The organism is Flavobacterium olei (assembly GCF_039749035.1).
GTDB lineage: Bacteria > Bacteroidota > Bacteroidia > Flavobacteriales > Flavobacteriaceae > Flavobacterium > Flavobacterium olei.
This window is the reverse complement of record NZ_JBDKWC010000002.1, coordinates 512,777-530,161: the sequence shown is the minus strand read 5'-3', so window position 1 is coordinate 530,161 and position 17,385 is coordinate 512,777. Positions and strand designations below refer to the sequence as shown.

19 protein-coding genes are annotated in these 17,385 nt (G+C 34.5%); 4 read left to right on the top strand and 15 right to left on the bottom strand.

Going from position 1 to position 17,385, the window contains the following annotated elements; all coding sequences use genetic code 11:
• The first annotated feature begins 85 nt into the window (after window positions 1–85).
• Window positions 86–802 carry a LytR/AlgR family response regulator transcription factor gene (locus ABEB31_RS06205; RefSeq protein ID WP_347050482.1) on the top strand — a complete coding sequence of 239 codons (717 nt, stop codon included), beginning with the start codon at window positions 86–88 and terminating at the stop codon, window positions 800–802.
• Between the two features lie 11 nt (window positions 803–813).
• On the opposite strand, the gene ABEB31_RS06200 is transcribed toward ABEB31_RS06205, so the two are convergent.
• Entirely contained in the window at window positions 814–1,332 is a 519-nt protein-coding gene (locus ABEB31_RS06200; protein ID WP_347050481.1) for a gamma carbonic anhydrase family protein, read from the bottom strand.
• A gap of 11 nt (window positions 1,333–1,343) precedes the next feature.
• Window positions 1,344–2,333 carry a PorP/SprF family type IX secretion system membrane protein gene (locus ABEB31_RS06195; RefSeq protein WP_347050480.1) on the bottom strand — a complete coding sequence of 330 codons (990 nt, stop codon included), beginning with the start codon at window positions 2,331–2,333 and terminating at the stop codon, window positions 1,344–1,346.
• Window positions 2,334–2,476: 143 nt separating this feature from the next.
• On the opposite strand from ABEB31_RS06195, the gene ABEB31_RS06190 reads away from it, so the two are divergent.
• Window positions 2,477–3,376 (top strand): NifU family protein, encoded by a 900-nt coding sequence (locus ABEB31_RS06190; RefSeq protein ID WP_347050479.1) that lies wholly within the window; start codon window positions 2,477–2,479, stop codon window positions 3,374–3,376.
• A gap of 108 nt (window positions 3,377–3,484) precedes the next feature.
• Window positions 3,485–4,297: a mechanosensitive ion channel family protein gene (locus ABEB31_RS06185; RefSeq protein ID WP_347050478.1), complete on the top strand. Its 813-nt coding sequence runs from the start codon at window positions 3,485–3,487 to the stop codon at window positions 4,295–4,297.
• 6 nt (window positions 4,298–4,303) lie between these two features.
• Here ABEB31_RS06185 and tsaB read toward each other — a convergent pair whose 3' ends face one another.
• From tsaB to ABEB31_RS06150, 7 genes are all read right to left on the bottom strand, one after another.
• Window positions 4,304–4,978 carry a tRNA (adenosine(37)-N6)-threonylcarbamoyltransferase complex dimerization subunit type 1 TsaB gene (gene tsaB, locus ABEB31_RS06180; RefSeq protein WP_347050477.1) on the bottom strand — a complete coding sequence of 225 codons (675 nt, stop codon included), beginning with the start codon at window positions 4,976–4,978 and terminating at the stop codon, window positions 4,304–4,306.
• Between the two features lie 25 nt (window positions 4,979–5,003).
• Entirely contained in the window at window positions 5,004–6,296 is a 1,293-nt protein-coding gene (locus tag ABEB31_RS06175; RefSeq protein WP_347050476.1) for an efflux RND transporter periplasmic adaptor subunit, read from the bottom strand.
• A 6-nt stretch (window positions 6,297–6,302) separates the two neighbouring features.
• Window positions 6,303–7,685, bottom strand: coding sequence for a TolC family protein (locus ABEB31_RS06170; protein WP_347050475.1), 1,383 nt, complete (start codon window positions 7,683–7,685; stop codon window positions 6,303–6,305).
• Between the two features lie 80 nt (window positions 7,686–7,765).
• Window positions 7,766–8,881 (bottom strand): efflux RND transporter periplasmic adaptor subunit, encoded by a 1,116-nt coding sequence (locus tag ABEB31_RS06165; protein WP_347050474.1) that lies wholly within the window; start codon window positions 8,879–8,881, stop codon window positions 7,766–7,768.
• A gap of 38 nt (window positions 8,882–8,919) precedes the next feature.
• Entirely contained in the window at window positions 8,920–10,185 is a 1,266-nt protein-coding gene (locus ABEB31_RS06160; protein ID WP_347050473.1) for an ABC transporter permease, read from the bottom strand.
• A gap of 2 nt (window positions 10,186–10,187) precedes the next feature.
• Entirely contained in the window at window positions 10,188–11,432 is a 1,245-nt protein-coding gene (locus tag ABEB31_RS06155) for an ABC transporter permease (RefSeq protein WP_347050472.1), read from the bottom strand.
• Window positions 11,425–12,126, bottom strand: coding sequence for an ABC transporter ATP-binding protein (locus tag ABEB31_RS06150; RefSeq protein WP_347050471.1), 702 nt, complete (start codon window positions 12,124–12,126; stop codon window positions 11,425–11,427). Before ABEB31_RS06150 ends, ABEB31_RS06155 begins: the two co-directional genes overlap by 8 nt.
• Before the next feature lie 178 nt (window positions 12,127–12,304).
• On the opposite strand from ABEB31_RS06150, the gene ABEB31_RS06145 reads away from it, so the two are divergent.
• Window positions 12,305–13,714 carry a DUF4403 family protein gene (locus tag ABEB31_RS06145; protein ID WP_347050470.1) on the top strand — a complete coding sequence of 470 codons (1,410 nt, stop codon included), beginning with the start codon at window positions 12,305–12,307 and terminating at the stop codon, window positions 13,712–13,714.
• 10 nt (window positions 13,715–13,724) lie between these two features.
• Here the strand turns inward: ABEB31_RS06145 and ABEB31_RS06140 are convergent, their stop codons facing one another.
• The 6 genes from ABEB31_RS06140 to ABEB31_RS06115 form a co-directional block, all read right to left on the bottom strand.
• The gene (locus tag ABEB31_RS06140) at window positions 13,725–13,949 is read right to left on the bottom strand and encodes a hypothetical protein (RefSeq protein ID WP_347050768.1); all 225 of its coding nucleotides are present in this window, start codon (window positions 13,947–13,949) and stop codon (window positions 13,725–13,727) included.
• Window positions 13,950–13,992: 43 nt separating this feature from the next.
• Window positions 13,993–14,577 (bottom strand): DUF420 domain-containing protein, encoded by a 585-nt coding sequence (locus ABEB31_RS06135; RefSeq protein ID WP_347050469.1) that lies wholly within the window; start codon window positions 14,575–14,577, stop codon window positions 13,993–13,995.
• Between the two features lie 2 nt (window positions 14,578–14,579).
• Window positions 14,580–15,266, bottom strand: a complete 687-nt coding sequence (locus ABEB31_RS06130; protein ID WP_347050468.1) for an SCO family protein — start codon at window positions 15,264–15,266, stop codon at window positions 14,580–14,582.
• A gap of 11 nt (window positions 15,267–15,277) precedes the next feature.
• On the bottom strand, window positions 15,278–15,919 hold the full coding sequence (locus tag ABEB31_RS06125) for a hypothetical protein (protein WP_347050467.1): 642 nt from the start codon (window positions 15,917–15,919) through the stop codon (window positions 15,278–15,280).
• 78 nt (window positions 15,920–15,997) lie between these two features.
• Window positions 15,998–16,348, bottom strand: coding sequence for a cytochrome C oxidase subunit IV family protein (locus ABEB31_RS06120; protein WP_347050466.1), 351 nt, complete (start codon window positions 16,346–16,348; stop codon window positions 15,998–16,000).
• 19 nt (window positions 16,349–16,367) lie between these two features.
• A complete protein-coding gene (locus ABEB31_RS06115; protein ID WP_347050465.1) occupies window positions 16,368–17,354 on the bottom strand; it encodes a cytochrome c oxidase subunit 3 in 987 nt (328 codons plus the stop codon).
• Window positions 17,355–17,385 lie beyond the last annotated feature (31 nt).

Genomic DNA, 17,385 nt, shown 5'->3' with positions numbered 1-17,385 from the left:
ATTTATGATAATTTTAAACTTAATATATGGGTTTAAAATTACTTTTGAATGCCAAAACAAATTGTACTAACTTAATCCTGAAAAAATGAAATGTGTAATTATTGACGACGAGCCTTTAGCAGTAGAATTATTGCAGGATTTTGTCCAGAAAGTAGAGTCATTAGAATTGATTAATTCTTTTAACAATGCCATTGATGCCGTTTCATTCATCAATCAGAATAATGTTGATTTGGTTTTTCTGGATATCCAGATGCCTCATTTTTCAGGAATTGATTTTTTAAATACGATTGAAAAAAAACCTTTAGTAATTTTTACCACCGCTTATTCAGATTATGCGGTAGAAGGATTTAATCTCGGCGCAGTTGATTATTTGGTTAAACCGATTCCTTTTCACCGATTTCTAAAAGCAGTTGTAAGAGCTCAACAGGTTTTGCAGCCAACAGCTTCAAATGCGTTAATTCCTGAAAATAGTAATACGCCTGAAGTCGATCAGGATTTTATGTTTGTACGGGCCGAATATGAAAATGTAAAATTAAATTTTGCCGATATTCTTTTTATAGAAGGACTTAAAGATTATGTCAAAATCTACACCACGGACCATAAATATACATTGACATTAATTAGTTTGATTAAATTGGAAAATTTGCTTTCCAGTAAAGGTTTTTCTAGGATTCACAGGTCTTATATTATCAACATCAAACATGTAAAATCGATTCAGAAAAATAAAGTTCTGATCAGTGACAAAAGAATCCCTATCAGCGAAAGCTATAAAAACACTTTTTTCGAAAAGATTAATCTCTAATTATTCAAAAGCTATTCCTCGTTTTTAAACCAGCCAGAATACATTACGTAATTATTAGAAATACGTTCGATTTCACCTGCAAAATCTGACTGATCAATGTCTTTTACTTTTTTCGCCGGAACCCCTGCATAAATACTTCCCGAAGTTACCACTGTATTTTGTGTTAGTACCGCTCCGGCGGCCACAATAGAATTACTTTCGATAACACAGTTATCCATTACTATAGCTCCCATTCCGATTAAAACATTGTCATGAATGGTACAGCCATGCACAATCGCATTGTGTCCTATTGAAACATTATTACCAATAATAGTTGGATGTTTCTGGTAGGTGCAGTGAATAATTGCGCCGTCCTGTATGTTTACTTTATTTCCAATTTTTATAAAATGAACATCTCCTCTAACAACAGCATTAAACCAAACGCTGCAGGATGCACCAAAAGAAACATCTCCTACAATAGTGGCATTTTCGGCTACATAGCAATCCTCTGGAATAAGAGGTGATTTTCCGTTTACAGATTTAATCAGCATAAAAATAAAGTTTAGTTAATTGCCGGACATTTACAATCGTAACGTTCCTTTTTACAGAATAAATTAATTCCCAAAGTAATCTGATGGTAACCGCCTGTATCAAACTTCACATCTCCCATGACATGAGAATAGGTATAAGCAAACATGAAATTATTAAAATTAACTCCGATAATCGGCGTAAAGAATTCTAATTTTTGAGAAGCTATTCCACTTCCTGAAAGATATTGAGCACCATCAAAACCTCTTCTGTAAGATAAAGCAGCCCAAAGACTTCCAAAATCCATGCTTTTATAGGTTTTTATATTTACATCAAGTGTTTTTTCTTTGGTCTGATCAAAAAACTGAAAAAGAATAGAAGGTTCCCAGGTCCAGTTTTCGTTTTTTCCAAAGACATAACCGGCACTTAATAAAAATTTTCTAAGATTATCACTTTCATAATCAGTGTACAATTCTCTTCTTGTTTCTAATAGCCCCTGAACGGTAGCGTGTGCATAAAAATCCAGAAAATTATACGAAGCTCCAACATCTATATTAAAATAAGAATCTTTCTGAATAGAGCCGAAAACGATTGGATCAAAAGTACCTCCAAATTTCGTTTCATCCAATTGATTCTGTATTAAACCCCCACTAATACCAAAGGACAACTGATTCAAATCCAGTTCATCTCTTGAAAACATGATATGATGGGCGTAGGTAAGTTTCACACCTTTTTGAGAATGATATCCATTTTTATCATTAAAAATAATAATCCCCGCTCCCGAACGTTCCCCTACTCTGCCGTTAAAACTTAGAGTCTGTAAAGAAGGAGCATCATCTTGTCCAAACCATTGTTTTCTCGCCGTTAATCTAACTTTAGCACAGTTCGCAGCACCCGCCATCGAAGGATGAATTAGATAGTAATTATCGGACAAGTAATCTGAATATACCGGTATTCCTTCCTGAGAATAAGTATAAGCAGAGACAATGAGAAAAATTAATAAAACCCTGATTTTAAATTTCATAAAGGTAATTTTGTGTACATATAATTTTTACTCCTGCAATTTAACACGATTTCTTTGAGAAGAGTCTTAATTATTTCATTAAAAAATCAAATATAGGTATTAGTAGAAAATAACTTTATTAAATTTGCAAAAAATATACTACCATGACAAAAATCACTATAAAAGAGACTCAAAATCCAACTATTTTAAAGTTCGAATTTGAAGACTTCATCACTCAGAACCAAAATTTTGAATTTAAAAACATTGATGAAGCTCAGGATTCTCCTTTAGCACAACAATTATTTTATTTACCATTTGTTAAAACTGTTTATATCTCAGGGAATTTTATCGCTATCGAAAGATACAGTATTGTGGACTGGGACGATGTAAAAGATGCTGTAGCAGAACAAATTAGCGCTTTTATTGAAAAAGGCGGCGTGATTATTAAAGTTGATGAAACAAAAGCAAAAAAACAACCTATTACAGTTTACGGCGAAACAACTCCAAATCCTTCTGCATTGAAATTTGTGGTTAGCAGAATGTTGACGCGCACTGCAGTAGAGTACAAAAATATTGACCAGACTGCTTCTTCTCCACTAGCTCAGGAATTGTTTAAATTTCCTTACGTGAAAGAAGTTTTTATTGACGAAAATTACATTTCGGTAACCAAATATGAAATTAACGACTGGTCTGAAATTACGCTGGAATTAAGAACTTTCATTAAACAATTTATTGAAAACGGAGGAACTGTTTTAGACGAAAATCTGATTCAGGTTACAACAAAAAATGACGTTACAAAAGATGAAGCTTTTGACAAACTGGATGTTACTTCACAACAAATTATTAATATTTTAGAAGAATATGTAAAACCCGCTGTAGCTGCTGATGGAGGAAACATTGCTTTTGAATCTTTCAATGAAGAAAGTAAAACTGTAAAAGTACTTTTACAAGGTGCCTGCAGCGGATGTCCTTCCTCTACTTTTACTTTAAAAAGCGGTATCGAAAATATGCTGAAAAGTATGTTGAATGATGAAGCTATTAATGTAGAAGCGGTGAATGCTTAAAAAGAAAAATGCCTTTTCAATGGCTTTTGTGATTAAATAATATATCTATATTTGCATCATTAATATACACCTTCTCTTTATGAGAAGGTTTTTTTTATTCAAATAAATATGAATCTCGATCCCAATCAGCTTGGCAATTACGCCACCCGATTTTTAAACGTCTTACTGGATTATTCCCCAAAACTAATTTCTGCTTTTTTAATTCTTTTTGTTGGTTTGTATGCCATCAGGCTTATTAACAGAATCATTAGAAAGGTAATGGTAAAGAGAAATCTTGATCCGACTCTGACTAAATTTTTGGCAGATATTTTATTGTGGGCTTTACGAATCCTGCTTTTTGTTACTTTTATTTCGAAGTTAGGAATTGAAACGTCTTCTTTTGTAGCTATTTTAGGTGCAATGGGACTTGCAGTTGGATTATCACTTCAGGGTTCACTATCTAATTTTGCCGGCGGAATGCTGATTATTGTTTTCAAGCCTTTTAAAGTAGGAGACACAATTGAAGCTCAGGGAATAATTGCAACTGTCGAAGAAATTCAGATTTTTGTGACTAAAATGGTTACCGGAAACAATCAGATTGTTTTTGTACCGAATGGCGCTTTATCTAACGGAACCATAATTAACTACTCAATGCAGCCTGAGAGAAAAGCAGACTTGACTTTTTCTGTTTCTTACGATTCTGATATTAAAAAAGCAAAAGATCTTCTTTTGAATGTTTTATTGCAGAACCCAAAAGTTCTTGACCATCCCGCACCAGAAGTATTTGTAAAAAATTTATCTGCCAGTTCTGTTGATTTTGCTGTTCGTCCCTGGGCAAAAAAAGAAAATTTCGGATCTGTAGTTGCCGATACTTTAGAGAATTGTAAAATTGCTCTGGATGAAGCCGGAATTTCCGTACAGCCTTTTACAGTTCAGAAATAAAAAAGATTACTCTTTTTTTGAAGGAGCAGTAATCATAAAATCTTTTAAATAATAAGGTTCAAAATAAGCGACATCAACAGTGTCGCTTTTTTGGTACTTCTCAAAACTGATTTTACTCATTGCCTTTGCCGAAGGATATTTTACCTGTTCTAAAAATACAAAATTTTCTGCTGTTAAAACAGGTTTGCATTTATCGGCACAATCGCCAACAAAGTAAATCTTCTCTTTATATTCCTGGAATGAATTTTCGTCAATAACTTCGGCTTTAATCGATCTTTCTATAGATAAATCTGAATTAAAAACAGCGCTGTAAACCTCCATACGACGGGCGTCTAACATAGGAACTATTCTGCCATCTGAAACTTCTGCCTGAGAGGCCAGCGTTTGAAGTGTGTCAACAGCAATTAAGGGAATATTTAAAGCGTAGCACAGTCCTTTTGCTGCAGAAACTCCAATTCTCAAACCTGTATAAGATCCAGGTCCCTGACTTACTGCAATTGCGTTAATATCCTGAACTGAAATTCCCGCTTTTGCAATTACTTCTTCTATAAAAACATGAAGCTTTTCTGCATGAGAATAACCTTCATCGGCAAGTTCATTACAAGCAATGGTCCGGCCATCTTTTGCAACAGATACAGAACAATTTTTTGTAGCAGTTTCGATGTTTAGGATAAAAGACAAGGTATTATTATTTTAAATTATTGTATTATTTCTTTGGAGCTTCAGCTTTCTTCAGCTTTACTTTATCACCAGAATTAAGATCTTTTGAAACCGTAGTATAAGGACCTGTAATGACAACATCACCCGGTTTTAATCCCGACATAACTTCGATATTGGTGTCGTCCTGAATTCCGGTTTTAATTACTCTGATTTTGGCTTTGTCACCGACTTTTACAAAAACACATTCGAATTTTTTATCATTTTTCGGAGCTGCTTTTTTATCTTCATTCGGATCTTCAACCTTAAAATCTTTCACAGCAGTAGTATCCGACTTTACAACGACAGAACTAATAGGCACTGCCAGAACATTTGTTTTCGTAGTGGTAATAATGTCAACCGTAGCAGTCATCCCAGGTCGGAAAGGCGAATACGTGCTTGGTTTTCCTTCTAACAAATCCTGATATGATTCTTTAAGAATACGAACTTTAACTTTAAAATTGGTAACCTGATCTGAAGTTAAGGTTGTGCTGGCTGAATTTGAAATACTGGTAACGATTCCTTTAAATTTCTTTTTAAGATAAGCATCAACTTCAACATTTGCTTCGTCACCAATTTTGATTTTAACGATATCATTTTCATTGACATCAACTTCAACCTCCATATTATTAAGGTTAGCAACACGTAAAAGTTCTGTTCCGGCCATTTGCTGCGTTCCTAAAACTCTTTCTCCTAACTCGACATTCAAAACAGAAATGGTTCCGTCTGCCGGCGAATAGATAGTGGTGCGGCCTAAATTGTCGCGCGCTTCACTCACTGATGCAGATGCACTTTGTACACTGTAATACGAATTTTGTTTGGTTGCTTTTGCTACTTCAAAAGAGGCAATTGCCTTATCCCAGTCAGATCTTGAAATTACACCTTTATCGTACAATGTTTTATTACGTTCGTAATTGGCCTTGGCTTCTTTAAAACTTGCTTCAGACTGCGTTAAACCCGCTTTTGATCCGGACAGATTGGATACCGAACGATTGTAACTGGAAGTATATAAATCAGGATTTATTTTAACCAATAAATCTCCTTTTTTCACGACCTGACCTTCTTTAACATTCAGTAAAATTATTTCTCCTGAAACTTCAGGTGAAATTTTTACCTCTATTTCTGGTTGGATCTTACCGGTTGCAGAAACAGTTTCAACAATTGTTGAAGCGTTAACTTTTGCAATTTCTACTTCTTTTCCCTCATCTTTATTTCCTATTACACCGGCCTTTGAAAGACCGATTAAAGCTGCAATAATCACAATTGCGCCACCTACTAAGAAATAAACTGTTTTTTTTGACATAATAAATTATTTTGTAATAATTGGAACAATTGGAATATCGAAATAAAATTCTAATATCTTTATTTTAAACATGTAATCATACTTTGTTCTGATAACATCAGACTGCGCATTAGTGAGTAAAGTTTGAGCTTGTGTAAAATCAAATGAATTCATCAACCCAACATCATATTTTTCTTTTGCGTAATTATAAGCTTGTTGTCTTGCCTCTAAGGTTACTGTAGACGCTTCATACGTATTTAAAGCAGCTCTGGCATCTGTAAAAGCAGTGTAAACGTTACGTTGCAAATCTAAACTTTTTTGCTCTAAATCTATTTTAGATTTTTCTAAAGTTACTTTATTACGCTCTACATTATTCTTAACCGAAAATCCATTAAAAACAGGAACATTCAATTGAAAGCCAAAATTATGACCTTTATTATCGCTAAACTGTTGAAAAATTGGATCTGGCCCAACAGTATAAGGCTGATTGGCTGCATCAAACTTTATCTGATCACTATAACTTGCTCTGGTATTAAAACCATAAAATCCGCTAAGGGTTGGCTGATAAGCACCTTTAGCTATAGCTACATTCTTTTCGGCAATTTCAAGATTAGTTTGTGCCAATTTTAACTCCGTTCTGGTTTCTCTTGCTTTTTCGTAGATTTCAGTTGGAGTCTGAGCCAGAATATTATTTTCGTCTGTGACCTTTGTATCATCTGCAACATCAAAATCTGCAAATTCTTTTAATTGTAAGAGCTGTGCTAAACTTAATTTCGAAATCAATAAGTTATTTTCAGCAACTGCTATGTTTTGTTTATCAGTTGCAACGGTTGCTTTCAGGTCAAACAAATCGCCACGGGGAATTGTTCCTGCATTTACCATTTCCTCAGAACGGGCAAATCTTTTCTCATCGATTGCCAATTGTTCTTTCTTTACTTTTAAATCCTCTTTGTTAGATAAAATCTGTAAAAATGCGCTGGCAACATTCAAAGAGATGTCTTCCTGCATTTTCAACAATTGATATTGGGAAGCCACTATAGACAACTTAGCTCTGCGGTAGGCATTTTGATTCTGAAGTCCTTTGTAAATATCAACTCCTGCGTTAAGACCAACAGAGGAGTATTGTGTGGTTTGATTACGTAAAAGTCCCGTCGTAACATCCTGGTTCAAACCAATATTCCAGGAGTGAGAAGCGTTTCCGTTTACCGATGGTAGGTAACTTCCCAAAGCTCCTCTTTTATCGATAGCGGCATTTTTAACATCCAGTTCAGATAATTTTATCGAAATATTATTTTCAAGTGCATATCGCACACATTCTTCCAAAGTCCATTTTTTTGATTGCGCGTTTCCAGACATTCCTAAGCCAAATAACAGCGCAAAAACAAAACTATTATATTTATTTATTTTCATATATTCTGAATGAAAGCACAGTAAAGATACTGTACAAATTTAACATATTTTAAAACCAAAAAACTTGTTATAAGTTCAAATTATTTTTTGTCTTTTTCATCAATAAGCCCCTGATTCCAGACTTTAATTTTATCCGTATTTTTCAGTCCGCTTTTAACCTGAACATAAATTCCGTCACTCACACCCAGCACCAAATCTTTTCTCTGAAATTTTTGCGGAGCAGTTTCTACTTCAACATAAGGTTTTTGTGTTTTTTTGTCAAATTGAACCAGTGATTCTTTAATTGCCAGAACTTTATCTGCTTTTTCTAAAATAATGGAAGCATTAGCACTTAAACCGGCTCTGATAAAAGTATCATCCCTGTTTACCATTTGCGCTTTAATCTCAAATTGAATTGCCCCATTTTCTGTAATTCCTTTTGGTGCAATATAATTTAAAACAGCATCGAATTTTTTATTTTCAATTGCTCCAACCGTGATTTCGATCGCCATTTTTTCTTTGATTTTTCCCACTTCCGATTCATCGATTTTACCAATAAAAATCATTCTTCCCACATCGGCAACACTTGCAATTGTAGTTCCTTCGTTAAAGTTATTACTTTCAATTACCTGATTTCCAACTTTCACAGGAACGTCTAACACCATTCCGTTTACCGTAGAACGAATTAATGTATTGGCATAACTTCCTAAAGAAGAGGTTGTTCCGGTTTTTACGATATCTAAACTTTGTTTTGCAGCAAGATAGGTTTGTTTTGCCTGATTGTAAGCCACTTGAGCAGCATCAAAATCATTCGCAGAAATTACATCTTTATCAAACAATGTTTTTTGTCTTTTATACAGTCTTTCCTGATTATCTAATGCAATTTTAGCTGTTTGTACCTGGTTCTGTGTACTGCTTACATTAGAAACATTTGCCACAACTCTAATTTTGGCAATCATATCTCCGGCTTTGATTTTCTCTCCGGCTTTGATATATACCTGTTCAATAATACCTGAAATATTAGGTTTGATTAATACCTCTTCATCAGGCTGAATGTTACCGGTTGCAATCGTATTTTTGACGATTGTTTTAATTTCTGCTTTCTCCGTTTTAAATATAATCGGTGATTCCTGATTTTTAGCGTACAAGTAATACAGTGCGCCAAAGAAAATGATCGCAATAAATATTAAAATGGTTACGGTTACTCCTTTTTTCATTTGTTTTTGGTTTAATCGATTTTATAGTGATTGATAATTTATTCTGTTCTTAATGCGTCTACCGGTTTGACATTTATAGCGGTCTGCGCCGGAATAAATCCTGCCAGCAAACCGGATCCTACTAATATTAGCAACGCTACAAATACAACTCCCAGGTCTACACTTGGATTAGCAAACATGGTATCTCCGCCAGGAGGCATAGCATCCAGAGCCATATTTAAAAGGGCAATAATTCCGGTTGCTACCGCAATTCCTAACATCCCGGAAATAATGGTTAAAAATATAGATTCAGATAAAATCTGTCCGCGAATAGCTGCCGGCGTTGCTCCCAAAGCTCTTCGGATTCCTATTTCTTTAGTACGTTCTTTAACTACAATAAGCATGATATTGGAAATTCCGATAACGCCCGAAATCAAGACTAATGTTCCTACAAAATAAGCGATGATTTTTAAGATATCAAACAAACTTTGCACTTTATTAAATTGCTCGTACAGGTCAAAATTTCCCACAGCCCTTTCATCTGTAGGATTTACAGAGTGAAGTGCTTTTATAGTTTCTAAAATTTTTGGTTTTAATTCGGTAATCGACGAATCATCTGTTGCGGTAATGGCCATCCAGCCTACTTTGTCTCCGTAATTAAATGCCTGAGAGAAAGTAGTAAAAGGAATAAAAATATTTTTTTGTTCCTGTTCGGCATTTCCACCCTGTTGTTTGGATGAATAAACCCCAACCACCATAAAATTGATTCCGTTAATTTTTATGTAAGTTCCAATACATTCTTCTGCTTTGCCGTAAAGTTCGCTTATAACACCTTTACCAATAACGCAAACTTTTCTTTTTCCCTCAATATCCTGATGATTTACAAAACGGCCTTTTATAATATCCATTGGCTGCTGCTTAATCAGTTCGGGATAATCTCCGTAAATCGTAAAAGAAGAAGTTTTAGTGCCGCGCACCACATTATTTGTGCCGTTAAAATCTCCCAGCTGATTTCTGGGCGAAACATATAATAAATTCGGAACAGCCTGTCTTAAAGCTGCAACGTCACTATTTCTAAAATCATAACGACGGGTTTTTGGCAGCCCTTTGTAAGCTTTAGAAGTTGTTTGACTCCACATAAACATGGTATTGGTCGCAATACCGTCAAAGCCTTTTTTAACGCCGTTTTCAAGGCCTTTACCGGCTGCAAGTAATATCACTAAAATGAATATTCCCCAAAAAACTCCAAAAGCAGTCAAAACTGTTCTAAAGACATTTGCCGTTAACGCCTGTAATATTTCGTCCCAATTATCTTTACTAAACATGATTATTCGTCTCTAAGTGCTACAATAGGTTTAATTTTAGCCGCTCTGTAAGCAGGAAAAAATCCGGCCATAGCTCCAGCAAATACAAGAAGAATTAAAGTAGTCAGAGCGACACTAAAATCTACTTCAGGATTTCTAAAAAACTCACTCTCCACCATCGGACCCACAAATTCCAACAACAACAAACTTCCTAACAAGCCTGTAAAACCTGCAATTGTCGTAATAAAAATAGATTCATGAAGAATCATCGAAATAATCGAAAAAGGTGATGCACCAAGGGCTTTCCTAATTCCGATTTCTTTTGTTCTTTCTTTTACAATAATTAGCATAATATTACTAACACCAACTACGCCGGCAATAATAGTACAAATTCCGACCCACCAGAAAAACAGTCTTATATACAAATTAAGATCATAAAACTGCTTTGCATCCTTAACAGAATTATATACCCCTACACCACTATCATCATCCGGAGCAACCATATTTTTGCTCTTTAACAAGTCTTTTAAATCTTGTGTAAATTTTTCTGATTGTGCCAGTGCTTCATCATAATCTGCTGTCTTTTTTAGTGTAAAAAACAAATTACTGATTTTATCTCCTCCGCCAAAAGTTTTTTGCACAGTCGTCAACGGTAAATAAGCACGTGTCTCTTCTCTTTCTCCTCCGGGATCGGTAAATACTCCGACGACCGTAAAGCTAATATTGTTTATTAGGATTTCCTCGCCAATCGCCTCCTTCTCTTTTAACAAATCGTTCTTTAATTTCAAACCAATAACCGCTACTTTCGCATTGCTTTGCATGTCTTTGGCATTTATATAACGACCTTGTATAATGGTAAGATTTTCGATTCCGCCATAATCAGGGTCAACACCCCTAAACTGATAACTGCCGGATTCTTTTCCATAAGCAAAAGGTTGTCCCCAATAATTATTTGTTGAAGCACGAAGGTCTAATTTATCCTCAAATTTCTGGACAGACTGATTATAATCGCTATTGCGAAACTGCACCTGTCTTCCTGGGTTGAGACCTTTATATTCTTTAGTTGTTGTTCCTGCCCAAACTTCGACAATTCCGGCGGCATCACGCTCAAATTGTTTTTCGATTCCATTTTGAAGGCCCTTACCTGCGCCAAGTAAAATCACCAAAATAAAAATACCTGAAGCAACCGAAATCCCTGTCAAAAAAGTTCTAAGACGGTTTTTAGAAATGGCTTCAAATATTTCCTGCCAGCGTTCAATATTAAACATAAGACGAAGCTCTAACTTGTTCTACTTTTTTATCATCGATAATCAATCCGTCTTTCAGGACTACATTTCTTTTGCACATTGCGGCAATATCAGGTTCGTGTGTCACAATTAAAATGGTTTTGCCTTCATCATTAATACCCTGTATAAGTTCCATAACCTCGTAAGAAGTTTTAGTATCCAAAGCTCCTGTTGGCTCATCGGCCAATAAAACTTTAGGATTTGAAGCCAACGCTCTTGCAATAGCTACACGTTGTTTCTGACCGCCGGAAAGCTCGCTTGGTAAATGATGAGAATGGGAACCAAGTCCCACTTTCTCTAAATATTTCATTGCGATCTCATAACGCTCTTTTCTATTTACTCCCTGATAATATAAAGGCATAGCAACATTATCCAGCGCAGTTTTATAATTAATCAGGTTAAAAGACTGAAAAACGAAACCCAGAAACTTATTTCTATACCGTGAGGCTATGGTTTCATTAAGATTTTTAATTGGTGTTTTATCTAAAATATAACTTCCCGAATCTGCTTCGTCTAAGATTCCTAAAATATTTAGAAGTGTAGACTTTCCCGAACCAGATGATCCCATGATTGCTACTAATTCACCTTCTTCAATATTAAAATTAATACCTTTTAACACGTGAAGTTCAGAACTTCCCATTTTATAGGATTTATGCAGATCTTTTATTTCAATCATGGTATTGTTAATTTTTTTAGACAATAATAACATTTTTATTAAGTAATTTATGATAATAAAAAGTTAATAATTGGGTTATCTCTTTTGTATTAGACTTTAGTATTTTGTATTTGTTACACATTTACAATAAAATATGATTGTTTTTGTAATTTTACTTCGCATTTAAAATTCATCTTACATGAAGCTTACTTCTATAATTTCAATGTTTTCAATACTTGCCGTGCTGGCAGGTTGTTCTTCTACTACTCAAAAATTAGAAACTTTAAAACCAGAACCGGATGATGCCAGTCCGTTAGTTTATGACAGCAATCCTTCTTTTGTCAATCTTCCGATTACGATAAAATTAAGTGATATCGAAAATCAGACGAATTCGCTGTTAAATGGATTAATTTATGAAGATAACACTATCGAGGATGATGATATCGAAATGAAAATCTGGAAACAGGCGCCAATCAAAATTCAAAATGACCCGTCTAATCCGGACAGGAAAATCAAAACAATTTTGCCGCTTAAAGCGAATATCAAATACCGCATCGGAACAAAAAAATTAGGAGTTGAATTGTATGATATCCGGGAATTTAATCTGAACGGAACAATTACTTTGTCAAGTGAAACCACTCTGACAAACTGGAAACTAAATACCAAAACGGAATTTAAATCGTTAGACTGGGCAGAAGCTCCTACCATGACCGTCTTTGGAAAAAACATGCCGATAACATATTTGATTAATCCGGCTATTTCTATTTTTAAAGGTAAACTGGAAAAGAAAATCGACGAAGCAATAGAAAAATCTATGGATTTCAAACCAAATGTTTTACAAGCGGTTGAAAAAATCTGCACACCATTTCAAATGAGTGATACGTATGAAAGCTGGCTTCGTATAGTTCCTGTCGAAATATATTCAACAAATGCAAAACTTAAAAATGATTCTTTCTTGCTGGAAATGGGGATGAAATGCAATATGGAAACTATTGTAGGAAAACAACCTGAATCAAAATTTAATGCCAGCAAAATTGTTTTAAAACCAGTTGCTAAAATTCCAAATCAGATTTCTGCCAATATTGCTGCTATTTCAAGTTATGTGGATGCATCTAAAATCATGACCAAAAATTTTGCCGGTCAGGAATTTGGAGAAGGAAGCAAAAAGGTAACCGTGAAAAATGTTTCAATCTGGCACAAAGATGGGAAAATGGTAATTGCCTTAGATGTTTTGGGATCAATAAACGGAACACTTTATTTAAACGGATTTCCACAATATAACCCACAAAAAAAAGAAATTTACTTTGATAAGCTGGATTATGTTTTAGATACTAAAAGTAAATTGATGCGAACTGCAAACTGGCTCGCCCAGGGTTATGTTTTAAGAAAAATGGAGGAAAGCTGTCGTTATTCGATACAACCAAATCTGGAAGAAGGTAAAAAAAGCATGGCAGCTTATTTAAAGAATTATTCTCCGATGCCCGGTGTATTTGTAAACGGAAAAATGGAAGACATACAATTTGACAAAATTCAACTTACCAATCAGGCAATTATAGCGTTCATCAAAATAAACGGAACCGTAAACGTTTCTGTTAACGGTCTTAAATAAAAAAAGCAGTCTAATTAGACTGCTTTTTTTTATTAGTATACATTCGGTAAATCAAATAACCAATTATTCCTACCAGTAAGTACGGAATTACCATTAAATAAACGATTCCATCATTTACTGCCTCAGCTTTTTTTGTATTGGAATCGCCCGATAATGCTGCCCGGCACATCGCACACTGAGCATTGGCTGAAATGCCAATGAGAAAAAAACAAATGCAAAAAAACAAAGTTTGCATTTGGTTTCTCAAGCGTCCGGATATATTTTGAATATTATTTTTCTTAGTTTGCATAATAAGGAGAAATCATTAAAAACACTATAACTCCAGTCACGGCAACATATAACCAAATCGGAAAAGTGATTTTCGCAATCTTTCTATGTCGGTCAAATCTTTGTGCCAGTGCTCTGACATACGTAATCAGGACCAACGGAATAATAGCTATTGACAGTAATATATGCGTTATCAGAATAATAAAATAAACTAATCTCAATGAACCAACTTTTGCACTTTCTGCTGCATCCAGAATACCATCGTGATTTAAATCTCCAAACTTTGTTGAATCCGACGTCATGTGATAAGCAACATACATTACTAAAAAAGCCAGAGACAAAGCAATAGCAAAAGTCATCAATCTTTCATGTAGTTTCTGTTTCCCATTTTTTATGGCTAAAACCGCCAGAACTAAAACAACAGCCGTAATACCATTTGTTGTTGCATAAATAGGAGGCAAAAAAGACAAAGGTTCAACATCAAAACCAAAATCTTTAAGTTTAACCGCAAATAAAATTGCTACAACAACAGGAATCACAATGGAAACCGCAATAATAAGTTTGTTATATTTTTTTTCTAATGAATGATCTTCCATTGTTATTCTTCTAATAAAATTTTAATGTCTTCCTGAATATCGCGAACTCCTTTTTTATCTAAACCATCATAGTAGATATTTGGATTCCCGAAGTCGTCTTTTCGGCAGCGAATATTTCCGTCTTTATCTATCAGTGCAAATAAGCCTGAATGCTCGAAACCGCCGCTTACTTTACTATTTTCACCTGCATACAGATTAAACCCTTTATTAGATAAATCCATAATTACCTCTCTGTCCCCGGTTAAAAAATTCCAGGTTGAAGATTTCACACCTAATAATTTGGCATGATCTTTTAAAACCTGCGGCGTGTCATGCTTTGGATCTATAGTGATGGACACAATTCCGAAATTCGGATTTCCGAAGAAGGTCTTTTCGATTTCCAACATGCTCATATTCATCTTCGGGCAAATTGAAGGACAGGTTGTAAAAAAGAATTCTAAAACATACACCTTTCCTTTGTACGTTTCATTAGAGATTTTTACATTATTCTGATTCGTCAATTCAAATTTTGGAGCCGGACCAATAGTTAATAGTTTGGCGTCTTTTGAAGATTTTGCATTAACATTATCCAGACGGTTTCCTTTTACAACATCGCCGTTTTTGACACGGTCAACAATTTTAGGAATGGCATAAATTCCAAAAATCAAAATGATAAAGGAAATTCCGATATATGATTTGTTTTTAAACATTATAAATGATTTTAAAGTTGCTTTGTGGCATTATGATTTTTCTTTAAAGCTGCGCGGTATTCGTATAAAATGATTTTAAAATCATCAAGCATCTCATTGCTTAATTCAGAAGGGTGAAAAGTATCGTAGCCTTCCTTATACTCTTTTTGCTCTTTTCTGCCTCTTAAATTTCTTTCCTTATCAACAATATAAACATTCGAAGTTCCCAGGTTTTCATTTAATTTTCCTTTCAAATGCAATCCGTCATAAAATTTTTGGATTTCGGCTTTCGGAGCAAAAACAAAATGCCAGTTTTTAACATCTGTAAAAGGCGACAATGCATCGACAATTTTCTGAGCTTCGCTTTCAGTTCCTTCGGGACACAATACTACAAACTGCAGATCTTCAAAACCATTATATCGTTTGTATATTTTTTCGTTTAGATTAAAGTAATTCCCACGATTCTTCAGAATATCAGTACCTGCAAATCCCAATACTGTAATCTTTTTATCCAGAGAGATTTTTTTTCCGCTGAGAGATTTCCAATTTCCAAAATCGGCCACTTTTGGTGTTATTACAGGAAGAGTTGTAAAACTATTTACACCCGAAGCGAAAAACAAATACGCTACAATTGGCAGAACAAAAAGTACAAAGAGAACTATATTTTTTTTCATTATATAAATGGAAGAAATTGAAGTACAAAAATAAAAAAAGCTCCGTAAATCGGAGCTTCTTTTCGAATTAATATCATGTTAAAAATTCCATTTAATAGTAGAATCTTTAAAAACCCCATAAATATAATGTCCTTCTGTCAACAGAATAAACAATAAATATAATACCAGGAAAACTACAGAAGAAACAACAGACCATCTAAGGCTGCTTTTTTCTCCTTCCATGTGCATAAATGCCCATACAATAAAATATGCTTTAACCAATGTTAAGATATAAAATATCCAGTTTAACAAATTCAAACCTATAAAGTGAGTGAATTCTAATGAGGCTGGTTTAATAATACCTAAAATAACTTCTACTGTAGTAATTAGTGATAAGTAACCAAAAACTAACCAGATTCTTTTTGTATTTGATACGTGCTCGTGTGACATAATAATTAAATTCTAAAAATTAAACTAAGTAGAATACTGTAAATACAAATACCCAAACTAAATCTACGAAGTGCCAGTATAAACCAACTTTCTCAACCATTTCGTAACTTCTTCTTTTCTCGTATGTACCTAATAATACATTGAAGAAAATGATGATATTAATGATAACTCCTGAAAATACGTGGAATCCGTGGAATCCGGTAATAAAGAAGAAGAAATCAGCAAATAATTTATTTCCGTATTCGTTTCTAATCAGGTTAGCGCCTTCTACTACATATTTAGCATTAGCCAAATGAGCTTCAGATTCTGCTCTTGACAAAACAGTTTTTTTCTTTTGAGCTGTAAGTTTTTCAGTTCTGACCAGGATTTCAGGATGAGCTTTGAAACCAGCCTGTACTTCAGCAACTGAGTACGATGGCAATGACTCTGCATCTTCCATAAACCAGCTAGTTTTGTTTCTTGTTAAAGCCTCTCTTTGTTCCGGCAATTTAACAGCAAAATCAGCTAAAGCTACTCTTTTTCCATCTTTATCAACGAACTGAAGTAAACTTCCTCCAACTGTTTCAACTGCTCCATATTCTCCTTTAATGAAGTTTTTCCACTCCCAGGCCTGAGAACCAACGAAAATGAAACCTCCAATAATTGTTAAGAACATATAAATTGCAACTTTTGTCTTTTTCAACTGATGCCCTGCATCAACAGCCAAAACCATTGTTACAGATGAAAAGATCAAAATAAAAGTCATTAAAGCTACATAATACATTGGAGCCGGAACACCATGCATAAATGGAAAGTGAGTAAACACTTCATCAGCCAAAGGCCACGTTTCGATAAATTTAAATCTAGAAAAACCATATGCTCCTAGAAATCCAGAAAATGTTAAGGCATCTGATACGATAAAAAACCACATCATCATTTTACCATAACTTGATCCTAGTGGCTGGATCTCATGACCGCCTCCCCAAGTTTTTTCGTCGTTGTTTGCAGTAGTAACTGTCGCTCCCATAAAAGATATTCGTTAAAAAGTTCCCAAATTT

What these genes read in the sequence shown, in the direction of transcription:
- ABEB31_RS06205 (WP_347050482.1), top strand. Translation starts at nt 86, where the DNA reads ATGAAATGTGTAATTATTGACGACGAGCCTTTAGCAGTAGAATTATTG.
- ABEB31_RS06200 (WP_347050481.1), bottom strand. Translation starts at nt 1,332, where the DNA reads ATGCTGATTAAATCTGTAAACGGAAAATCACCTCTTATTCCAGAGGAT.
- ABEB31_RS06195 (WP_347050480.1), bottom strand. Translation starts at nt 2,333, where the DNA reads ATGAAATTTAAAATCAGGGTTTTATTAATTTTTCTCATTGTCTCTGCT.
- ABEB31_RS06190 (WP_347050479.1), top strand. Translation starts at nt 2,477, where the DNA reads ATGACAAAAATCACTATAAAAGAGACTCAAAATCCAACTATTTTAAAG.
- ABEB31_RS06185 (WP_347050478.1), top strand. Translation starts at nt 3,485, where the DNA reads ATGAATCTCGATCCCAATCAGCTTGGCAATTACGCCACCCGATTTTTA.
- ABEB31_RS06175 (WP_347050476.1), bottom strand. Translation starts at nt 6,296, where the DNA reads ATGTCAAAAAAAACAGTTTATTTCTTAGTAGGTGGCGCAATTGTGATT.
- ABEB31_RS06170 (WP_347050475.1), bottom strand. Translation starts at nt 7,685, where the DNA reads ATGAAAATAAATAAATATAATAGTTTTGTTTTTGCGCTGTTATTTGGC.
- ABEB31_RS06165 (WP_347050474.1), bottom strand. Translation starts at nt 8,881, where the DNA reads ATGAAAAAAGGAGTAACCGTAACCATTTTAATATTTATTGCGATCATT.
- ABEB31_RS06160 (WP_347050473.1), bottom strand. Translation starts at nt 10,185, where the DNA reads ATGTTTAGTAAAGATAATTGGGACGAAATATTACAGGCGTTAACGGCA.
- ABEB31_RS06155 (WP_347050472.1), bottom strand. Translation starts at nt 11,432, where the DNA reads ATGTTTAATATTGAACGCTGGCAGGAAATATTTGAAGCCATTTCTAAA.
- ABEB31_RS06150 (WP_347050471.1), bottom strand. Translation starts at nt 12,126, where the DNA reads ATGATTGAAATAAAAGATCTGCATAAATCCTATAAAATGGGAAGTTCT.
- ABEB31_RS06145 (WP_347050470.1), top strand. Translation starts at nt 12,305, where the DNA reads ATGAAGCTTACTTCTATAATTTCAATGTTTTCAATACTTGCCGTGCTG.
- ABEB31_RS06140 (WP_347050768.1), bottom strand. Translation starts at nt 13,949, where the DNA reads ATGCAAACTTTGTTTTTTTGCATTTGTTTTTTTCTCATTGGCATTTCA.
- ABEB31_RS06135 (WP_347050469.1), bottom strand. Translation starts at nt 14,577, where the DNA reads ATGGAAGATCATTCATTAGAAAAAAAATATAACAAACTTATTATTGCG.
- ABEB31_RS06130 (WP_347050468.1), bottom strand. Translation starts at nt 15,266, where the DNA reads ATGTTTAAAAACAAATCATATATCGGAATTTCCTTTATCATTTTGATT.
- ABEB31_RS06125 (WP_347050467.1), bottom strand. Translation starts at nt 15,919, where the DNA reads ATGAAAAAAAATATAGTTCTCTTTGTACTTTTTGTTCTGCCAATTGTA.
- ABEB31_RS06120 (WP_347050466.1), bottom strand. Translation starts at nt 16,348, where the DNA reads ATGTCACACGAGCACGTATCAAATACAAAAAGAATCTGGTTAGTTTTT.
- ABEB31_RS06115 (WP_347050465.1), bottom strand. Translation starts at nt 17,354, where the DNA reads ATGGGAGCGACAGTTACTACTGCAAACAACGACGAAAAAACTTGGGGA.